The organism is Pseudonocardia sp. (assembly GCF_035305885.1).
Lineage (GTDB): Bacteria > Actinomycetota > Actinomycetes > Mycobacteriales > Pseudonocardiaceae > Pseudonocardia.
Map to the genome: position 1 here is coordinate 12,869 of NZ_DATGOP010000023.1, position 20,030 is coordinate 32,898.

Sequence of the window (20,030 nt, forward strand, 5' to 3'; positions counted from 1 at the left end):
CCGTGTCCTCGGTGATGCAACCCGCCCCGCCGACCGGTTCCGCGGCCGAGACGCCGCCGACCGCGTCCCGCGCGGCGCGCCGCGGTGCGAAGCTCCCGTTGTGGGTCGGGATCGGCTGGATCGCCGGCCTCGCCCTGGTGGCCCTCCTGGCGGACGTGCTGCCGATCGCCGGCTACGACGAGGTGGTCGGCGCCCCGATGCAGGGACCGCAGCTGACCGGTGAGCCGCTGGGCACCGATGCGATCGGGCGAAGCGTGCTCTCGCGCATCGTGTACGGGGCGAGGGCGTCGATGGCGGTCGGGCTCACCGCCGCCGTCCTCGGGCTCGTCGTCGGCGGGTTCCTCGGACTGCTCGCCGGGTACTTCCGGGGCGTCGTCGAGGCGACGATCGACATCCTGGCCGAGGTCGTGCAGGCGTTCCCGCCGCTGCTGTTCCTCATCGCCCTCGCGGCGGCGCTGCGGCCCAGCCTCGCGAGCCTCACCCTGGCGCTGGCGGCGCTGATCATCCCGTCCTTCGCCAGGATGACCAAGGGCAGCGTCGTCGCGCAGAGCAGCCGCGAGTTCGTCCTGGCCGCGCGCGCCATGGGCGCGAGCCACTGGCGGATCATGTTCCGGGAGATCCTGCCCAACGCGCTCATGAGCATCGTCGCGTTCTCCGTGGTCGTCATGGCGCTGCTGATCGTGATCGAGGGATCGCTGAGCTTCCTCGGGTTCGGGATGCCGATGCCCTACCCCAGCTGGGGCGGCATGGTCGCCGAGGCCAAGGACCGGATCGCCTCGCACCCGAGCCTGACCTTCATCCCCGCCTTCTTCCTGTTCATGACCGTGTACGCGCTCAACACCGTGGGCGACCACCTCCGCAGGCGCTTCGACGTGGAGCAGTCGCAGCTGTGACGGCCGGCGCGACGGAAAGGGCCGACATGAACCCCACGACGACCACCGACCCGAGGCCGGGACCGGAGCAGGCGGCCGGGCCCGATCGACCCCCGCCCCTCCTCCACGTCGACGACCTCCGCTGCCACCTCCCGACGCGGCGCGGGCTGCTGCGCGCGGTCGACGGCGTGACGCTCACCCTGGAGCGCGGGCAGACCCTCGGCATCGCGGGCGAGTCGGGCTCCGGCAAGAGCATGCTCGTGCGCACGATCATGGGGATCGCGCCCCGTGCGGCGCGGGTCAGCGGCGAGGTGCGGTTCGACGGGGTCGACCTGCGTCGTCTGCCGGCGCGAGAAGCCCGCCGCTACCTCGGTCGGCACATCGCGATGGTCTTCCAGGATCCCTCCTCGGCACTCAACCCCGTCGTGCGCATCGAACGGCACCTGACCGAAGGGCCCCGCCACCACCTCGGGCTCAGCCGCGCAGCGGCGCGGGAGAAGGCGGTGCAGCTGCTGGAGCAGGTCGGGATCCCCGAGCCGCGCAAGCGCCTCCGCCAGTACCCGCACCAGCTCTCCGGCGGGATGCGCCAGCGCGTCACCATCGCGATGGCCCTGGCGTGCGACCCCGCGCTGCTCATCGCCGACGAGTCGACCACCGCGCTGGACGTGACGGTGCAGAAGCAGATCCTCGACCTGCTCCAGCGGATCCAGCGCGACCGGGACATGGCGGTGATCATGGTCAGCCACGATCTCGGGGTGCTCGCCGGGCGCACCGATCGCATCGCCGTCATGTACGGCGGTCAGGTCGTCGAGGAGGCTCCCACGCCCACGCTGTTCGCGCACCACCGCCACAGGTACACCGCGGCCCTGCTGGAGGCGATCCCGGACACGGCTCGACCGCGCCACTCCGCGCTGCACACCATCCCGGGGGCGCCGCCCGACCCGGTGGCCCTCGGCCCGGGGTGCCGCTTCGCGCCCCGCTGCGCCGCCGCGCTCCCCCGCTGCAGCACGGACGTCCCCCACCTCGAGCCGGCCGGGGACGACGGCCACCGGTACGCCTGCTTCGCACCGACCGGCCTGCGGGAGCGACCGTGACGACGATGGACGGTCGTGGGCCCGCCCGGCCGCTGCTCGAGGTCGAGGACCTCGTGCAGACCTACCGCGTCCCCGGCGGAACGGTCCAGGCGGTCTCGGGCGTCAGTTTCCGGGTGCGGCGCGGCGAGACGCTGGGACTCGTCGGCGAATCCGGGTGCGGAAAATCCAGCGTCGCGAAGGCGCTCGTGCGGCTGCCCGCCCCGAGAGCGGGCCGGGTCCGGTTCGACGGGCTCGAGCTGACGTCGATGTCGTTCGCCCGGCTGCGGCGGGTCCTCCCGCGCATGCAGATCATCTTCCAGGACCCGGTCTCCGCGCTGAACCCGCGACGCCGGATCCGCGACATCGTCGCCGAAGGCCTCGCGATCCACGGCGTGGACCGGGCGGGCATCGCCGAGCGCGTCGACGAGACGCTGCGCCAGGTCGGCCTGGACCCCGACCTGGTGGCCGACCGCCGTCCCGGGGAGTTCTCCGGCGGCCAGTGCCAACGGATCGCGGTCGCGCGCGCCATGGCGCTGCGTCCCGAGCTGCTGATCTGCGACGAACCGGTGTCCGCGCTCGACGTGTCCGTCCAGGCCCAGGTGCTGAACCTGCTCGAGCGGATGCGGGCCGAACGCGGGCTGGCGATGCTGTTCATCTCGCACGACCTCGCCGTCGTGCGCAACATCAGCGACCAGATCGCGGTGATGTACCTCGGGAAGATCGTCGAGATCGGCGACGCCGACGAGGTCTACCGGCATCCGGCGCACCCCTACACCCGCGCGTTGATCGAGTCGGTGCCGGTCCCGGATCCCACCGCCCCGCTCGGCGGTGACGCCCTGCGCGGCGAGCTGCCCTCGCCGCTCGAACCACCCCGCGGATGCCGCTTCCGCACGCGCTGCCCGCTGGCCCGGCCGAGTTGCGCCGACGCCGAACCGCCGCTCACCCCGATCGGGCCGAACCGATCGGTGGCGTGCCACTACCCGCTGGTCACGTGAGCGGACCGGCCACCAGGCGGCGGCTCAGAACCCCGCGGACCTGGGCGGCCGGCCGATCCGCGACGACCTCGGGCGGCCACGTCAGGCCGCCGCCGGCGCCGTCTCGGAGAGCGCGGGTCACCATCGGGCCGACCCCGACGACCCCGGCGCGCCCGTACCATCCTGGGTCGGGTGGACGTCACGACCGCGCTGCGCAGCCTCGGCCCCGGGTGGTTCGCCCTCGTCATGGCGACCGGCATCGTCTCGACCGCGGCCGCGCGGCAGGGGCTGGCGCCGATCTCGACGGCCACGCTCGTGGTCGCGGCCGTCGCCTTCCCGGTGCTCGCGGTCCTGTCGCTGCTGCGCGCGTGGCTCCGGCCGGCCCTGGTCCGGGACGAGCTGACCAGCCCCCGCCACGCCTTCGCCGCCTTCGCGGTGGTCGCCGGGGCGGCGGTGCTGGGTGAGCGCCTGTACGAGCAGGGCGCCGAGGCGGTCGCCCTCGCGCTGCTCGCCGTCGCCGCGCTCGGCTGGCTCGTGCTCGGCTACGCGATCCCGTCGCTGGTCATCGTCACGGCCGGCAAGTCCGGGCTCGCCGACGCCGACGGCACCTGGCTCCTCTGGGTGGTCGCGACGCAGGGGATCTCGACGGGGACGTCGATGGTGGCCCCACCCACCGGGGCCCTCGGCGAGGCGGCGGCCGCGGGCGCGGTGACCACGTGGGCGGTCGGCGTGGTGCTGTACGCGGTGTTGCTCACGCTCCTGCTCGTCCGCCTGCTGACCGCGCCGGTGCGCCCGCACGAGCTGACGACGCCGTACTGGATCATCATGGGGGCGACGGCGATCAGCGTCCTCGCCGGCAGCCGGATCCTCGAGCTCGACCGCGAGCTCCCGGTGGTCCGCGTCGCCGCACCCGTCGTCGAGGGCACCAGCCTGCTGCTGTGGTCGTTCGGGACGTGGACGATCCCGCTGCTCGTGCTGCTCGGGTTCTGGCGGCACGTACTGCGGCGCGACCGGCTCACCTACACCCCGCAGCTGTGGGCGCTGGTCTTCCCGCTGGGGATGTACTCCGTCGCCACCGCCGAGTTCGGCGGGGTGACCGGCCTGCGGTTCATGGCCGTCGTCGCCCGCATCGAGTTCTGGCCCGCGCTCGCCGCCTGGGTCGCGGTCTTCGCGGCCATGGTCGTGTCCCTCGCGCGGGCGGGACGCAGGGGACCACAGGCCCGCTGCGCCGGTGCCCGTCCCCGCCCTACCCTCGACCGGTGAGCATCGCCGTTGCGATCGACGACCTGGCGGAGGCGGTCGCCCGCTTCGACTTCGCCTACCTGGTGACCATCGGCGACGACGGAAGGCCGCACGTCGTCGCGGTGTCCCCGCAGGTGCGGGACGCCGGGGTCGTCGTCGGCGAGCTGGGGCGCAAGACCCGCGCCAACCTCGCCGCGCGCCCCGCCGTCACGCTCGTCTGGCCCCCGAGATCCGCCGACGAACACTCGCTGATCGTCGACGGCAGCGCCGAGCTGGACGGCGACACCCTCACCGTCACCGTGTCGCGAGCGGTCCTGCACCGCCCGGCACCCGCGCCCGCCCCGGGAGCCTGCGACTCCGACTGCGTCGAGCTCCCGACGTCCGCCGCCGGCACGTAGCCCGGGGCCTGCGGTGCCGCCGGTCGGGCCTTCCGTCACCCGGTCGACGGGCCTTGCGCCTCCGGCCCGGCCGGCGCCGCCCGGCGAGGGTGGTTGCATGCAGGCCGGAGCCCTTCAGCCACCCGCCCGCGGGACGACGGCCACCGGGCACGCGGCGTGGTGGATCAGCGCATGGCTGACCGAACCGAGGGCGGCGGCGACACCCGCACGGCCGCGGGACCCGACGACCACGAGCTGGGCCGTCGCTGACCGGTCGATCAGCGCTCGTGCCGGCCGGTCGGACACGATCAGCTCCCGTACCTCGACATCGGGGTGGCGGGCCCGCCGGGCGTCGAGGTGCTCGGCCAAGAGGCTGCGCCCCGCTTCCACGACGTCCCCGGTGTCGTCGGCGTCGGGAACCGAGTACTCGTCGCGCCACGCGTACAGCACCTCGACCGGCACCCACCGGGCAGCGGCCACGTCGAACGCGAAGTCCAGTGCGCCGTCGCCCGACGCAGCGGGGTCGAAGCCGACGAGGACGGGTGCGTCGGTCCGGAACGGTGGTTCGCCGCGGACGACCACCACCGGGCAGTGCGCCCTGGTGGCCACCGCGACGGCGACCGAACCCAGCAGCAGACCGGCGAAGCCGCCGCGGCCGCGGCTCCCGACCACGGTGACGAGGGCCTGCGCCGACTCGGCGAGCAGCACCTCGGTCGGTGCGCCCGTCACCACCTCGTGGTGCACCTCGAGGCCGGGAGCGACCTCACGAGCCGCGGCAACGGCCGTGGCGAGGTCCTGCTCGGCGTGCCGGATCAGGTCATCCCGGTACTGCTCGCCGACCGAGGTGTGCGCGACCCGCCGGGCGAGCACGGCGTTCGGGTCGAAGGTGCTGTCGGGCCAGGCGAAGGCGTGCACCAGGCGGAGCGGGAGCCGCCGGTCGAGCGCGTACCGGGCGGCCCAGGTGACCGCACGCGTGGCCGAATCCGAACCGTCGACGCCGACCAGGACGGTCTGGTCGGAGGCCCCGTCGGGCATCTGATCCCCTCCGAGCGTTCCGGCCGACGGGCCCCACCCGTGGAACGGATGGGGCCCGGCAGGCCAGCGTACTGCGAAACCGCACACGAGGAGCGGACGAAACGATGACCGCCGGAGAACCCGGCAGCGACGCCATGGCTGATCATCCAGGTACCGAGCGGAGCACCGGCGCGACCTCGCTCACTCCCGGCCGGCGACTGCTCTGGCACGCGGAGGATCCTCGAACGGTCGAGGAGGCGCTGGGGACGAGCGGCAGCGGGCTGTGCGCGACCGAGGCGGCCGCGCGGCTGTCGCACCACGGCCCGAACCGGTTGCGGGAACGACAGCCCCCATCGCCGGTCGCCCTGTTCTTCCGCCAGTTCCGCAACCCGCTGATCTACATCATGGTGATCGCGCTCGGCGTGGTCCTGGTGCTGCGGGAGTTCCTCGACGCGGTCGTCGTCGCCGTCGCGCTGTTGCTGAACGCGTCCGTCGCCGCGTGGCAGGAGCGGGCCGCCGAGCGCACCGTCCGGGCGCTGATGGGGCTCGTCGTCCCCCGGGCCCGGGTGGTGCGCTCGGGGAAGACGCGCGAGATCGACAGCGCGGAGGTCGTTCCCGGTGACGTCGTGGTGCTCGAACCGGGCAGCCGCGTGCCGGCCGACGTGCGCTTGACCTGGACCAACGCCCTGCACCTCGACGAATCCCTGCTGACCGGTGAGTCGCTCGCCGTCGCGAAGGACCCGCGCCCGGTCGCGCCGGACGCCGCGCTCGGCGACCGCAGGTCGATGGCCTACGCCGGTAGCGTCGTCACCAGCGGGCGGGGTATCGGGGTGGCCGTCGCGACCGGCGACCGGACCGAGCTCGGGGCCATCGCCGAGCTCGTCGAGGGCGAGCCGAGTCCCCGCACCCCGATGCAGCGGGGGTTGGAAGGCTTCGCGAAGACCATCGGGGTCGCGGTGCTCGGGGTCTCGGCCGTCGCGTTCGCGACCGGCATCCTGCGCGGCAACTCGGTCCAGGAGATGTTCCACGTTGCGGTGGCGCTGGCCGTGGCGAACGTCCCCGAGGGCCTCCCGGTGGCGACGACCGTCGCCCTCGCCATCGGGGTGGCGCGGATGGCCCGCCGGCGAGCGATCATCCGCCACCTGCCCGCGGTGGAGACGCTCGGCAGCACCACGGTCATCGGCTCGGACAAGACCGGAACGCTCACCGAGAACCGCTTGACCGTCCGGGAGATCTGGGCGGGTGGCGAGCGCTTCCGGGTCACCGGCCACCCGCCCGACGCCGAGCTCCTCACCGAGGACGACCTGAGCGTGGTCGATGTCTCCCGCGCCTTGCACACGACCCTCCTCGCCGGGGTGCTGAGCAGCGAGGCCGACGCCGTCCGCCGCGACGGTGAGCTCACGACGGTCGGCGACCCGACCGAGGTGGCGCTGCTGCTCGCCGCGATGAGCGCCGGGCTCGAGCCGACCGACGCACGGGCTGCGCACACCCCGCTCGGCGAGATCCCGTTCGAGCCGTCCCGGCGCTACTCGGCGAGCCTGCGGTCGCGGCACGGCCGGCGCGCGGTGTACGTCAAGGGCGCGCCCGAGCGGATCGCTGCGATGTGCACCCGGATGCTGACTGCGGAAGGCATCGAGCGCTTCGACGCCGAAGCCGTCGCCGCGGCCGGGGCCGACCTCGCTGCTCGCGGCCTTCGCGTGCTCGCCTTCGCCTACCGCCCGCTGGAGGCGGGGCCGACCGGGCTCCAGCTCGACGAGGAGCTGCACGACCTGGTGTTCTGCGGGCTGCAGGCCATGACCGACTCCCCTCGCGTGGGGGTGCGGGACTCGATCTCAGCCTGCCGGGAGGCGGGGATCCGGGTGGTGATGATCACGGGGGACCATCCCTCGACGGCGGCCGGGATCGCCCGGGAGCTCGGCATCGACCGATCGGGCGGGCCGGTGCTGACCGGCGCGCAGCTGCGGCGGATGGACGATGCCGAGCTGCGCGGGGCCGTCCGGGAGACCTCGGTGTACGCCCGGGTGGCTCCCGAGCAGAAGCTGCGGATCGTTACCGCCCTGCAGGAGCTGGGCGAGGTCGTCGCGGTGACCGGGGACGGGGTCAACGACGCTCCGGCGCTCAAGGCGGCGCAGGTCGGGGTGGCGATGGGCCGCGACGGCACGGACGTCGCGCGCGAGGCCGCCGACGTCGTGCTGGCCGACGACAACTTCAGCTCGATCGTGGCGGCCGTCGAGCAGGGCCGGGTGACCTTCGACAACATCCGCAAGGTCACCTTCTTCCTCGTCTCCACCGCGATCGGTACGGCGATCGCGATCCTGGTAGGGCTGTGGCTGAACTGGCCGCTGCTGATGGTTCCGGCGCAGATCGTGTGGATGAACCTGGTCACGAGCGGGCTGCAGGACATGGCGCTCGCCTTCGAGCCGGGTGGGCACAACGTGCTGCGCCGCAGGCCGCGGCCCCGGCACGAGGGGCTGATGACCGCCCTGCTGTGGGAGCGTTCCCTGCTGTCCGGGGTCGTCATGGCGGCGGGAACGCTGTGGATGTTCCACCGGGAGCTCTCCGCCACCGGTTCACTGCAGCACGCGCAGACCGTCGCGCTCACGACGATGGTGGTCTTCCAGGCGTTCCAGGCCGGCAACGCCCGATCCACCTCACGGTCGCTGTTCAGCATCAGCCCGGTGGCGAACCGCTTCCTCTTCGCCGCGACCGCGGCCGCGGTCGGCCTGCACGTCACCGCGCTGTACCTGCCCGCCACCCAGCACCTGCTGCGCGTCGCACCGATCGGGCTCCAGACCTGGTTCACGATCGTTCTGGTCGCGAGCTCGCTCCTGGTGGTGGTCGAGGCGCACAAGGCCGTCCGACGCCGGTGGACGGAGCGGTCGCCGTCGGGCGGCGACGACCGAGACACCTGAGCCGCAACCGGCGCCGGCGAGTTCCCCGAGCGGCCGAGCGAGCCCGTGATCTGCTTCCTCGCCGACGAGATGGGGCCCGGCGCGTCGAACCTGCCGCTCCACGAGGAGCGGGTCGTCTTCGAGACGCCGCGGGAGGCCTACGACCTCCTGATGGACATCGGCGCGCCGTCCGCTACGTGGCGCACATCGTCGATCGACCCCAGCGGGCCGCCGCCCGATCGTCACCGAGGCGCCCTGCAACCGGGTGCGTCCGAACGTCCGTCTCGGCGGTGCCTGCGTCACGCGAAGAAGTCCTCGTCCCCGGGGCTCAGGTGGGCGGCCGCGGCCTCGCGGTCGAACTCGACGCCGAGGCCCGGCCGGTCCCAGACGTCGATGAACCCGTCGACCACGATCGGGTCGGGCAGCCCGGTGACGATCGAGTACCACCAGTCGGGCTTCGCCACGGGGTACTCGAACGCGATGAAGTTGTCCGGCAGGGTCGCGCAGACCTGCACCAGCGCGGCCAGCCCGAACACGCCGTCCAGCACGCCGTGCGGCGCGATCTGCACGCCGTGCAGGTCGGCGTACTCGGCCACCCACTTCAGCTCGGCGATCCCGCCGACGTCGCACGGGTCGGGCCCGACCACCCGCACGGCCTGCGTGGAGATCAGGTCCTTGAAGTTCTGCCGCAGGTAGATCTGCTCGCCGGTGTGCGTCGGGGTGCTGGTCGCGACGGTGACCTCGCGGTACTGGTCGGCGTGCACCCACGGCACGTAGTCGCCGGTGAGCAGGTCCTCCACCCACGTGAGGTTCAGCGGCTCCAGCGCGCGCAGCAGCCGGATCGCGTCGGGGACGGTGAAGCCGGGTCCCGCGTCGAGGGCGAGCCCGACCTCGTCGCCGAGCACCTCCTTCATCGCCTCGACGCAGGCGACGGTGTGCTTCAGGCCGCGCTCGGTGAGCGGCCCGCGGTTGGGGTGGCGCGGGCCGGTGCGCAGCTCCCCGTAGGAGAAGCCGGGGGTGCTCGCCGCCATCGGGCCGTGGTAGGCCACGCCCTCCTTGATCAGCGTGAAGCCCTCGGGGGCGGCCTTCATCTCCGCCATGGCGCGCGCGTAGTCCTCCGGCCGGTTGCCGTCGCGCTGCGGGCGCACCCCGCCGTTGTAGACGCGCACCCGATCGCGCACCTTGCCGCCGAGCAGCTTGTAGACCGGCAGGCCCGCCGCCTTGCCGGCGACGTCCCACAGCGCGAACTCGATCGCCGACACGGCGCTGCCCCACGGCTTGAACCCGGCGAACCGGCGGATCTTCAGCATGCACCGCTCGACGTCGGTGGGGTCCTCACCGATCAGGAAGTCGCGGTACATCTCCACGACCGGGCGCAGGTACGGCTTCGACGACTCGATCTCGCCGAACCCGTCCACGCCCTCGTCCGTCACGATCCGCACGATCGGGCTGTTCCCGATCACCGCGCACCTCAGGTCGACGATCTTCACCCGTTCACCCCTTCACCCCGCCGGTCGCCAGGCCGCGCACGAAGTACTCCTGCACCCGTCATTTGAGCCCGGTGCTCGCGATCCCCTGCACGAACGTCCGCTGGAAGACGAGGAACACGACGAGCAGCGGCAGCAGCGACAGGAACGCGATGGCCATGATCGGCCCCCACGGGTTGTCGAAGATCCCGCTGCTCTGCATGCTCGACAGCGCCACCGGGAGCGTGAGGTTCTCGGTGCCCTGCAGGGTGACCAGCGGCCAGAGGAAGTCGTTCCACTTGCCCATGAACGCCAGGATCACCAGCACCCCGACCAGCGGCCCGCTCATCGGCAGCACGATCCGCCGGAAGATCGCCAGCTCCCCCGCGCCGTCGATCCGGGCCGCCTCGAGCAGGGCGTCCGGGATCTTGAGCATGAACTGGCGGGCGATGAAGACCGCGATCGCGTCCCCGGCGCGGGGCAGGATCACCGCCCAGATCGTGTCGACCAGATGCAGGTCCACCACCACGAGGAAGGACGGCACGAGCGTCACCTGCGCCGGCACCACGATCGTGACGAGGAACGCGCCGAACAGGACGCCGCGGCCGCGGAAGGAGAACTTCGCGAACGCGTAGCCCGCCATCAACGCGACGATCACGGTGATCGCGGTCCCGATCCCGGCGATGACGATCGAGTTGACGATCCAGCGCCCGACCGGCTGGGACGCGAACGCCTCCGCGAAGTTGGCCAGGGTCGGTTCGCTCGGCCACAGGTAGAACTCGCCGCTTCGCGACTGCCCGCCCGGTGTGAGGGCGGTGACGAGGATCCAGTAGACGGGGAAGGCCATCACCAGGGCGCCGCCCACGAGCAGCGCCCACACCACCCACCGCCCCGGCGTCATCCGCGACCGCCGGGCCGCGGGCGCCGCAGCGGGTGCCTCGAGCGCCGGCCGGGTGTCGTGCACGAGGCTCGTCATGCCACCTCCTCCGCGCGTCGGTTCGCCCGCCACTGCAGGGCGGTGAACCCGAGCAGGATCAGCGCGAACACGACCCCGATCGCGCTCGCGTAGCCCATCTCCCCGTTCGTGAACGCGGTCCGGAAGATGTACTGGATCAGCACCGTCGTGGCGAAGCCGGGACCGCCGCCGGTGAGCACGTAGACGATGTCGAAGACCTGCAGCGAGAACACCACGTTCACCACGAGCAGGACGAACGTGGTGGGGCGCAGCAGCGGCCAGATCAGCCTCCGGAACCGGGTCCACCGGCCGGCGCCGTCCACCGTCATGGCCTCCACGAGCTCGGGCGGCACGGCCTGCAGCGCCCCCAGGTAGATGACCATGCAGAAGCCGATGCGTGTCCACACCACGGCGAGGACGAACGTCAGCATCGCCACGTCCGGCGAGGTCAGCCAGGGCACGCGGGGCAGCCCGAGCGCGGCGAGGAGGTTGTTCAGGACCCCGTAGTCGCCGTTGAAGATCCAGGCCATGATCACCGCGACGACGACGCCCGCGGCCACCATCGGCAGGAAGAACAGGGCCCGGATGAGCGCCCTGCCCGGCATCGCGCGGTTGAGCAGCACGGCGAGCAGCAGCCCGATCGCCATGCTCGTCGGCACGGTGCCGATCGTGAACACGGCGGTGTTGCCGATGCTCGTCCAGAACAGCGGGTCGCCCGCCATCTGCGCGTAGTTGCCGCCGCCGACCCAGGTGCCCTGGCCGAACACGGCGACCTGCTGGAACGACAGCACGACGGCCGCCACGATCGGGACGAACGAGAACACGATCAGCAACACGAGGCCCGGCGAGACGAACAGCCACGGCGCGAGCCGCGATCTAGTGGTGGACATTGCGAATCCCCTCCGCGATGGAAGCGGCCGCCTCCCGTGGCGTGATCGAGCCGATCAGGCAGAGGTCGAGGTAGTCGCCCAGCACCTGGTTGATGACGTTGAACCTCGGCGACGTCTCGACGGCGATCATGTCGGCGGGCACGGTCTCCTGCTGGGCCAGGAACCGGGCGACGGTGTCGGGCCGGTAGGAGTAGCCCACCTCGTCGACGTCGATCGACTCGCGAACGGGGACCCAGCCCCCACCGCGGCAGAAGGCGACCGTGTTCTCCGGGTTGTTGAGGAACGCCAGGAAGTCGGCGGCGACCTCGGGGTGCTTGCAGCTGCTCGTGACGGCGAGGACGTTCCCGCCGCAGTCGGACGCCCGCCCGACGTCCTGGATCATGTACCGGGTGTCCCAGGCCTCCTCGGGAAGGCTCTCCTGCAGCGTCGGCAGCGCGGTGGGGTTGTTGAGCATGAGGCCGGCCTGGCCGGTCGCGAACAGCGTGGTGGCGGTGTCGCCCTGGCTGCCCTTGACGGTGTTGGACAGCGACACGAGCCCCTCGGCGTACCAGCGGCGCGTCCACTCGAGCGCCTCGACGCCCGCGTCGTCCTCGATGGCGGGTGTGACGAGGTCGTCCTCCACCAGCCGGCCGCCGTGCATGTACAGGAACGGCAGCCAGCGGTAGGCGTTGTTCACGCCGCCGAAGCCGACGGAGAAGCCGTACGCGCCGGTGGCGCGCTTGACCTCGCGCGCGACGTCGAGGAACTCCGACCAGGTCCACGCCTGGTCCACCGCGTCGGGCGGTGGGCTGACGCCGATGCGCTCCAGGACGTCGCGGCGGTAGAAGGTGATGAAGTTGTCGGTGTGCTGCGGGATCCCGTGGATCCCGCCGTCCTTGGCGACGATCGACCAGAAGTTCTCCCGGTAGTCGTCGCCGTACCCGGGTGGGAGCCACGGCGAGATGTCCACCATCCCGCCGGTGTCGACGTAGCGACCGAACTGCTGCGGGATGATCCGGATGAGGTCGGGGGCCCGGTCTGCCGCGAGCCGCGTGGTGAGCCACTGGTTGAAGTCGCCGCCGGGGGTCACCTCCACGGCGATCTCGACGTCCGGGTGCAGCGCCTGGTACCGGTCGGCGATCTCCCGGTAGCTCACGAGGTCGGGCGCGATGTTCCACGTCGACAGGCGCAGGCGGATCTTGCCCGGCGCCGGGTCGGTACCGCAGCCGGCCAACACCGCCGCGGCCGCGGCACCACCCAGGAACGCGCGCCGCGAGAGCGCACGGGTCATGCGATACCTCCCCGATGAGGTAGAACCCGGTGGGTCGGTACGGGGTCAGGCCTGCAGCTCCGGCGGCAGGTACGCCTTGTGCGCGAGGAACAGCTCGTCGACCATCGCCGTGATCTGGTCGAGGGTGAGCAACGCGCTGGTGAGCGGGTCGGCCATCACCGCGTGGTAGACGTGCTCGCGTCGGCCGGTCAGCGCCGCGGTGACGGCCAGCTCCTGGACGTTGATCCCGGTGCGGTTGATCGCAGCGCACTGCGGGGGCAGCGCGCCGAAGACGGTGGGCTGCACGCCGTTGCCGTCGACGAGGCACGCCACCTCGACGCAGCAGCCCTCCGGCAGGTTGGTGATGAGGCCGGTGTTGGGCACGTTGCCGTAGATCACGCTCTGCTGCCCGGTCTCGATGCTGTGCACGATCGCCGCGCCGTACTCCACCGACGGCGCCAGCTCGCTCTTCAGGCTCTCCAGGAGCTTCGCGGTCTGGCCGTCCTCGTCGTGGTTGCGACAGATCTCGTAGTAGTCCCAGCGCTGCGGGATGAACTCCCGCACCATCTGCGGCGTCTTGCGGAAGTACGGCAGGTACTCCGACGCGTGGTGGCTCGACTCGGTGTGGAAGTAGCCGAAGGCGTCCATGATCGCGGTGCGGACCCGCTCGTTGCCGCCCTCGTACACCGACTCCCCGCGGTCGGCGCCGCTGTGGTCGCCGTGGTCGGCGGCGAGCCCGCTCCCGGCCGGCCCGTCCAGGTGCCGCTGCGTCATCACCTCGCGCAACCGCGGGTAGAGGTCCTCGTCGCCGCGGCGGAACTCGGTGAACCACGACTGGTGGTTGATCCCGCCCGCCCGGAACCGCACCTCCTCGTACGGGACGTCCAGCGCGCGGGCGAGCATGCGCGACGTGCCCTGCACGCTGTGGCAGAGGCCCACCGTGCGCGCGCCCAGCGCGTTCAGGTACCAGGTGGCCATCGCCATCGGGTTGGCGTAGTTGATCACCTGCGCGTGCGGGGCGAGCTCGGCGAGGTCGGCGGCGATCTCGCGGTAGGCCAGCACGGAGCGGAGGAAGCGGAACACCCCGCCGGGGCCGAGCGTGTCGCCGACGGTCTGGTCCACCCCGTAGCGGCGGGGGATCTCGACATCGTCGCGGAAGGCGTCGACCCCGCCGACCTGGAACGTGATGATCACGTGGTCGGCGCCCGCGAGGGCGGCGCGGCGGTCGGTGGTGCTCTCCACGACGGTCGGGAACCCGTGGTGCGCGACGAGCGCGCGGGCCGCACCCGCCGTGCGCTCCAACCGGCCGGCGTCGATGTCCATCAGCGTGAGCGTGCTGTCGCGCAGCGCCGGGTAGCTCAGCAGGTCACCGATCAACCGGAACGGGAAGACGTACCCGCCGGCGCCGATGATGGTGATCTTGGCCATGGGCTCCACGCTAGGAGCTGAGACACCTAGGATCGGTCCGCGAACCTCAGGCGGAGTTCCAGGATCCTCAGATGTCGGTCACCCAGGAGGCCTCCGGGCTGTGGTGCCGGCAGGGCCGCGGCTACGCGATGCCGAGCGCCCACCGCCACGACGACCTCGAGGTCAACATCGTCGACGACGAGCCGCTCACCTACCTCTTCGGCGGCACGCTGGTGACGATCGAGCCCGGTCAGGCCGCGCTGTTCTGGGCGTCGGTGCCGCACCGGCTGATCGACACCCCCACCAACTGGAACGCCCGCGTCCGCTGGCTGCACGTCCCGCTCGCGCACGTGCTCGGCTGGGAGCTGCCCGGACCCGTCGTCGCCGAGCTGCTGCGCGGCACCCCGCTCGTCACCCCCCAGACCGAACACCCGGATCCCGCCGCCTTCGCCCGCTGGGCGAGCGACCTCGCGAGCACGTCACCCGACCTGCACGCGATCACGCGGCTGGAGGTCCAGGCCGGGGTGCGCAGGCTGCTGCGCACCGCGCTGCCCGCCGACCACGACGCCGGGGCGCTCCCCGACGCCGTCCGGCACGTCGTCGCGATGGCGCGCTACATCACCGAGCACTTCCGGGAGCCGGTGCGCGCGGCCGACGTCGCCGCGGCCGCGCACCTGAACCCGAATTACGCGATGACGCTGTTCCGGCAGGTGCTCGGCACCACCGTGCACACCTACCTCAACGACCGCCGGATCGCCGAGGCCCAGCGCCGGCTGCTCACGAGCGCGGCGACGACCCGGCGGATCGCGGAGGACACCGGCTTCGGCTCGCACAGCAGCTTCCACGCCGCGTTCACGCGGGCGTGCGGGATGCCGCCCGGCCGCTACCGGCGGCTGCACCGGGGCCGCTGACCCGATCCCGCGCGACGACGCGACATGCGAACGCGCGGCCTCGAGCCGGCATCGGCGACCCTCAGCCCTGGGGATGGAGGTGGCGCGTCGCGGCGGCGTCGGTGGTCCGCCACAGGGTGGTGGCCATCGGCCGGGCGAGCTCCTCGCGCAGGTGGCCGACCAGCCCGACCGTCCGCGAGATGACGCCCAGCCCCCGCGCGATGCGCCAGTCGAGGCCGAGCAGCGCGACGACCGTGCCGATGGCCCCGGTGACGTTGACCGGCAGCGCGCGCCCCGACGCCTCGCTGCCCGCCGCCGCGACGGCCCGCATCAAGCGGATCGGCAGGGTCGGGAAGCCCTCCGCCTCCGCGATCTCGAACAGCCGCTCGGCGCGGGGGTCGACGGGCTTGTGGATGGGGTGCCCGATCCCGGGGACGTGCTCGCCCCGCTCGCGGAACCCGGCGACGATGCGCTCGGCCTCGGCGCGCACGGCCGCGTCCGAGTCGTCGCCGGCCGCGGTCAGCCGCGCGGCGCCCTCCGTGACGAACCGGGCCGCGCCCTCGATCGTGCCGACGAACCTGCTGCCCAGCCCCAGGAGACCGGCCGCGACGGCGCTCTGCAGCGACTCCGGCGCCCCGAGGTGGGTGAGCCGGGTGGCCATCGCGTTCGGGGTGATGCCGTGCTCGACGAGGCTGACGAGCGCGGCGTTGAACAGCGTGCTCTCGGCCGCGCTCGGCATCCGCTCGGTGAGCAGGAGGAACGCGAAGCTGCCGAAGTCGAGCTCCCCGATGATGTCGGTGCACAGGTCGCGGCCGAGGACGGTGACGCTCGTGGCGTCGCTCCAGCAGATGTCGCTGCGGACGTCGAGCGCGGGTGCGTCGGACAACTGGCTCTCCTGTCGGTGGTCGGGATCAGCGTTGGGCGAGCAGCTGCTCCAGCTCGCGGCGGACCAGCTTCCCGGAGGGGTTGCGGGGCAGCGAGCCCGGCGCCACGAAGACGAAGTCCTTGGGCACCTTGAACGACGGCAGGTGCTGCCGGCAGGCCGCGCGCAGCGCGTCGGCGGTCACCTCGCCGTCGTGCGCGACGACGGCGACCGGCACCTCGCCCCACGTCGGGTCGGGGCGGCGGACGACACCGGCCTCCAGCACGCCGGGCAGGCGCAGCAGGACGCGCTCGATCTCGGCCGGGTAGATGTTCTCGCCACCGCTTTTGATCATGTACTTGACGCGGTCGACGAACGAGAGCCTGCCGTCGGGCTCGCGGACGAGCACGTCGCCCATGTGGAACCAGCCGTCGCGGAAGTCGGCGGCCGTCGCCTCCGGGTTGTTCCAGTAGCCGCTGAAGAGCGTGGGGCCGCGCATGCACAGCTCGCCGGGCACGCCGTCGGGCACGCCGCGACCGTCCGGGTCGACGAGGCGGACCTCGCAATAGGTGCTCTGCTCCTTCGGGAACGTCGTGGGCGCCTCGCCGATCGGGATGACACCGGCCGAGCACGGCGGGCAGCCGGTCTCGGTGGCACCGAACGTGTTGGCGAACGGGGCGCCCAGCAATGTCGTGATCTCGGCGATCTCCTCGGGCCGGACGAGGTCGGGCATCACGCCGCACAGCCGCACCCCCGCCGGGCGCGTGCCGCGCTCCCGCAGCGCCTGGGCGAGCCGGGCCACGGTGCCGGGCATGACGAGCAGCCACCCCAGCCGCTCGGTGGCGACGATGTCGGCCAGCTCGTCGGGCCGGAACCCGTCCACGACGACGACCTTGCCCCCGGACACGAGCGTGCTCACGGAGTTGTCGAGCGCGCCCATGTGGTGCAGCGGCGACCACGCGACGAACGCGTCGTCGCCCCCGATGCCGAGATCGGCCCGGGTGGCCATGCTCCGCACGATCTCCGCGCGGTGGCTGATGCAGGCTCCCTTGGGCAGGCCGGTGGTGCCGCTCGTGTAGATGATCACGGCGACGTCCTCGGCGCGCGCCGCGGGCGGTGCCGCCCACGGTTCGGCCGACGCGAGCGCGCGCTCGTAGGCCGCGCCGAGCACGATCCGCTTCCCCGGCAGGTCGTGGCGCTCGGCGGCGCGCTCCGACGCGAGCGTGACGGCCGGCGCGACGAGGTCGAGGCACGCCGCGAGCTCCTCGTCGGTCGCGCGCATGCTCTGGCAGGCCAGGATCGCCCCGAGGCGCCCCGCGGCGAGGAGGATCTCGAGGTACTCGGGCCGGTTCTCCGACAGCAGCGCCACCCGGTCGCCGCGGCGCACGCCGGCGGCCGCGAGCAGGCCCGCGGCGCGCCTGCTGCGTTCCGCGAGCTCGCCGTAGGTGATCCGCGACGCGCCGGCCTGCACCGCGACCCGCGCCGGGTGCAGCCGGGCCCGCGCGTCGAACAGGCTGACGATCGTGCTGTCGGCGGCCCGGACGACGAGGTCCGATCGGGACGGGTCGGTCACCGAGCCGCTCCCGGGGTGTCGACGGACCGGCCGGTGGTGGTCGGCTCGGCCGCGAGCGGCCGGACGAGCAGCACCCCGGCGATCCCGAGCAGGCTCGTCAGCAGCATCCACCCGGACACCGCCCAGCTCGACCCGCCCTGCCACGCGAGCAGCGAGGCCGCGATCAGCGGCGCCAGCCCGCCGCCGATCACCGTGCCGCCCTCGCGGCCGATCGAGACCCCGCTGAACCGGCTCCGCGTCCCGAACAGGCCCGTGAAGTAGGCGGGCTGGATGGCGTCGGCCGCCGCTGCGCCCCCGGCGATCGCGACGACGACGGCGAGGAGGATCGCCGCGAAGCTGCGCGTGTCGACGAGCCAGAAGAACGGGAACGCGAACGCGGCCTGCACCGCCAACGCGGCGAGCATGACCCGCCCGAAGCCGAAGCGGTCCCCGAGGTGGCCGTACAGCGGGCACAGCAGCGCCGCCACCAGCGAGCCGACGAGGGTGGCCGCGAGGATGGTCGGCCGCGGCAGGTCGAGCGTCGTGGTGGCGTAGGTCAGCACGAACACCGAGACGATGTAGAAGGTCGTGTTCTGCCCGACCCGCATCAGGAAGATCGCGATGATGTTGCGCGGCCGCCGCAGCGCGGCGACGATCGGCACCCGCTCGCGCCCCTCGCTGCGCTTCACCCGCTCGAACTCGGCCGTCTCGGGGAGGTCGCGGCGGATCCAGAGCCCGACGGCGACGAGCAGGACGCTCACCAGGAACGGCACGCGCCAGCCCCAGCCGAAGAGCTGGTCCTCGGTGAGCACGGAGGCGAGCGCGGTGTAGACGACCGTGCCGAGGATCAGCCCCGCGAACACCGAGGCGGACAGGAACGAGCCGTAGAACCCGGCGCGTGGGCTGCCGTTCTCCTTCGTCATGAGGGCCGCACCACCCCACTCCCCGCCCGTGCCGAGGCCCTGGACGATCCGCAGCACGACCAGCAGGGCCGGCGCGGCGACCCCGATCTGGTCGTAGGTCGGGAGCAGGCCGATGCCGACCGTGGCGACGCCCATCATGATCAGCGTCGTGACGAGGACGGTCTTGCGGCCGACCCGGTCACCGAGGTGCCCGAAGAGGATCCCGCCGAGCGGACGGGCGGCGAACCCCGTCGCGAACGTGGCGAACGACAGCAGCGCGCCGACGGTGCCGTCCTGCTCCGGGAAGAACAGCCGCGGGAAGACCAGCGCAGCCGCGGTGCCGTAGAGGAAGAAGTCGTACCACTCGATGACGGTGCCCAGCGAGACCGCTGTCGTGACCTTCTTCGTCAGCTGGGCCGGCGGTACCTCGGCCCCGGCGGGCATCGCGCTGCTCATCACGCCTCCTCGTTGAAGCTTGAGCGACTTTCGAAGCTTGACCGAGCCTCGAAGCTTGACTGAGCTTCGAAGCTTGACTGGGTTTCGCTGAGCGAATAATGTTTCGCCCTCCGAACGCGCGCAGCATGCGGCGGAGGAGGCCCCATGTCAACCCCGGCCGCGCCGGACAAGGAGCAGTTCGTCACCTCGCTGGCCCGCGGCCTCGCCGTGCTGCGGTCCTTCACCTCCGCCGGCCCCGAGCTGACCCTCACCGAGGTGGCCGCGGCCACCGACCTCAGCCCCGCCGTCGCGCGGCGCTTCCTGCTCACGCTGGTCCAGCTGGGGTACGTCAAGAAGGTCGACCGCAAGTTCGTGCTCACGCCCCAGGTGATGGAGCTGGGCGCGGGCTACCCGGACGCGATGAACCTGGCCGAGGTCGCGCAGCCGCACCTGCAGGACCTGCGGGACGAGACCGGCGACAGCGTCTCGCTGACCACCCTCGTCGGAACCGACGTCATCCACCTCTGCCACATGCAGACGGCGGGCCTGCTCCGCTTCGCCGTGACGCCCGGGAGCCGGGTACCCGCCTACGTCTCGGCCACCGGCCGCGCCATGCTCGCCTTCCAGCCGGAGGAACGCCTCGCCGCCTACTTCGCCGCGGCCGAGCTCGTCCCGCGCACCCCGCACACCGTGACCACGGAGCCCGAGCTGCGCGAACGCCTGGAGCGCGTCCGGCGCGACGGCTACGCCCTCGTCGCCGACGAGCTCGACTTCGGGATCACGGTGCTGGGCGTGCCGCTGTTCAACGACGGGGTCGCCATCGCGGGCATCAGCTGTGCCACCACCTCCGGCCGGCAGCCCACCGACGAGTTCCTGCGCTCCCGCCTCCCGCTGCTGCAGGCCGCCGCGTCGGCCCTGCGGCGCCAGCTCGACCGGTTCCCCGCCCTCGTCCACTCCCTCGACCTGGGCGTGTAGCGGC

General features: G+C 72.6%; 17 protein-coding genes. 8 read left to right on the plus strand and 9 right to left on the minus strand.

What is annotated here, in order from left to right; all coding sequences use genetic code 11:
* Window positions 1-2 precede the first annotated feature (2 nt).
* The 5 genes from VKZ81_RS04090 (at window position 3) to VKZ81_RS04110 (ending at window position 4,559) form a co-directional block, all read left to right on the plus strand.
* Window positions 3-893 carry an ABC transporter permease gene (locus tag VKZ81_RS04090; protein ID WP_324240039.1) on the plus strand — a complete coding sequence of 297 codons (891 nt, stop codon included), beginning with the start codon at window positions 3-5 and terminating at the stop codon, window positions 891-893.
* A 26-nt stretch (window positions 894-919) separates the two neighbouring features.
* Window positions 920-1,966, plus strand: a complete 1,047-nt coding sequence (locus tag VKZ81_RS04095) for an ABC transporter ATP-binding protein (protein WP_324240040.1) — start codon at window positions 920-922, stop codon at window positions 1,964-1,966.
* A gap of 5 nt (window positions 1,967-1,971) precedes the next feature.
* Window positions 1,972-2,940: an ABC transporter ATP-binding protein gene (locus VKZ81_RS04100; protein WP_324240041.1), complete on the plus strand. Its 969-nt coding sequence runs from the start codon at window positions 1,972-1,974 to the stop codon at window positions 2,938-2,940.
* Between the two features lie 171 nt (window positions 2,941-3,111).
* Window positions 3,112-4,182 carry a tellurite resistance/C4-dicarboxylate transporter family protein gene (locus tag VKZ81_RS04105; RefSeq protein ID WP_324240042.1) on the plus strand — a complete coding sequence of 357 codons (1,071 nt, stop codon included), beginning with the start codon at window positions 3,112-3,114 and terminating at the stop codon, window positions 4,180-4,182.
* On the plus strand, window positions 4,179-4,559 hold the full coding sequence (locus VKZ81_RS04110) for a pyridoxamine 5'-phosphate oxidase family protein (protein ID WP_324240043.1): 381 nt from the start codon (window positions 4,179-4,181) through the stop codon (window positions 4,557-4,559). Before VKZ81_RS04105 ends, VKZ81_RS04110 begins: the two co-directional genes overlap by 4 nt.
* Before the next feature lie 114 nt (window positions 4,560-4,673).
* Here the strand turns inward: VKZ81_RS04110 and VKZ81_RS04115 are convergent, their stop codons facing one another.
* A complete protein-coding gene (locus VKZ81_RS04115) occupies window positions 4,674-5,573 on the minus strand; it encodes a universal stress protein (protein ID WP_324240044.1) in 900 nt (299 codons plus the stop codon).
* Between the two features lie 104 nt (window positions 5,574-5,677).
* On the opposite strand from VKZ81_RS04115, the gene VKZ81_RS04120 reads away from it, so the two are divergent.
* The gene (locus VKZ81_RS04120; RefSeq protein ID WP_324240045.1) at window positions 5,678-8,464 is read left to right on the plus strand and encodes a cation-translocating P-type ATPase; all 2,787 of its coding nucleotides are present in this window, start codon (window positions 5,678-5,680) and stop codon (window positions 8,462-8,464) included.
* Between the two features lie 278 nt (window positions 8,465-8,742).
* On the opposite strand, the gene VKZ81_RS04125 is transcribed toward VKZ81_RS04120, so the two are convergent.
* Genes VKZ81_RS04125 through melA form a run of 5 tightly spaced genes read right to left on the minus strand, consistent with a single transcriptional unit; the run spans window position 8,743 to window position 14,431 of the window.
* Complete coding sequence (locus tag VKZ81_RS04125) at window positions 8,743-9,933, minus strand: mandelate racemase/muconate lactonizing enzyme family protein (RefSeq protein WP_324240046.1); 1,191 nt, start codon at window positions 9,931-9,933, stop codon at window positions 8,743-8,745.
* A 58-nt stretch (window positions 9,934-9,991) separates the two neighbouring features.
* Window positions 9,992-10,885: a carbohydrate ABC transporter permease gene (locus VKZ81_RS04130; RefSeq protein WP_324240047.1), complete on the minus strand. Its 894-nt coding sequence runs from the start codon at window positions 10,883-10,885 to the stop codon at window positions 9,992-9,994.
* On the minus strand, window positions 10,882-11,754 hold the full coding sequence (locus VKZ81_RS04135) for a carbohydrate ABC transporter permease (protein ID WP_324240048.1): 873 nt from the start codon (window positions 11,752-11,754) through the stop codon (window positions 10,882-10,884). The genes VKZ81_RS04130 and VKZ81_RS04135 overlap by 4 nt, the downstream gene beginning before the upstream one ends.
* Entirely contained in the window at window positions 11,741-13,024 is a 1,284-nt protein-coding gene (locus VKZ81_RS04140; protein WP_324240049.1) for an ABC transporter substrate-binding protein, read from the minus strand. Before VKZ81_RS04140 ends, VKZ81_RS04135 begins: the two co-directional genes overlap by 14 nt.
* A gap of 45 nt (window positions 13,025-13,069) precedes the next feature.
* The gene (gene melA, locus VKZ81_RS04145; protein ID WP_324240050.1) at window positions 13,070-14,431 is read right to left on the minus strand and encodes an alpha-galactosidase; all 1,362 of its coding nucleotides are present in this window, start codon (window positions 14,429-14,431) and stop codon (window positions 13,070-13,072) included.
* Window positions 14,432-14,502: 71 nt separating this feature from the next.
* On the opposite strand from melA, the gene VKZ81_RS04150 reads away from it, so the two are divergent.
* A complete protein-coding gene (locus VKZ81_RS04150; RefSeq protein ID WP_324240051.1) occupies window positions 14,503-15,321 on the plus strand; it encodes a helix-turn-helix domain-containing protein in 819 nt (272 codons plus the stop codon).
* 61 nt (window positions 15,322-15,382) lie between these two features.
* Here the strand turns inward: VKZ81_RS04150 and VKZ81_RS04155 are convergent, their stop codons facing one another.
* From VKZ81_RS04155 to VKZ81_RS04165, 3 genes are read right to left on the minus strand one after another with little or no spacing between them, the layout of a single operon-like run.
* The gene (locus tag VKZ81_RS04155; RefSeq protein ID WP_324240052.1) at window positions 15,383-16,186 is read right to left on the minus strand and encodes a citryl-CoA lyase; all 804 of its coding nucleotides are present in this window, start codon (window positions 16,184-16,186) and stop codon (window positions 15,383-15,385) included.
* 25 nt (window positions 16,187-16,211) lie between these two features.
* Entirely contained in the window at window positions 16,212-17,735 is a 1,524-nt protein-coding gene (locus tag VKZ81_RS04160; RefSeq protein ID WP_324240053.1) for a class I adenylate-forming enzyme family protein, read from the minus strand.
* Window positions 17,732-19,072 (minus strand): MFS transporter, encoded by a 1,341-nt coding sequence (locus tag VKZ81_RS04165; protein ID WP_324240054.1) that lies wholly within the window; start codon window positions 19,070-19,072, stop codon window positions 17,732-17,734. Before VKZ81_RS04165 ends, VKZ81_RS04160 begins: the two co-directional genes overlap by 4 nt.
* A 144-nt stretch (window positions 19,073-19,216) precedes the next feature.
* Between VKZ81_RS04165 and VKZ81_RS04170 the strand changes: the two genes are divergently transcribed.
* Window positions 19,217-20,026 (plus strand): IclR family transcriptional regulator domain-containing protein, encoded by an 810-nt coding sequence (locus tag VKZ81_RS04170; protein ID WP_324240055.1) that lies wholly within the window; start codon window positions 19,217-19,219, stop codon window positions 20,024-20,026.
* Window positions 20,027-20,030 lie beyond the last annotated feature (4 nt).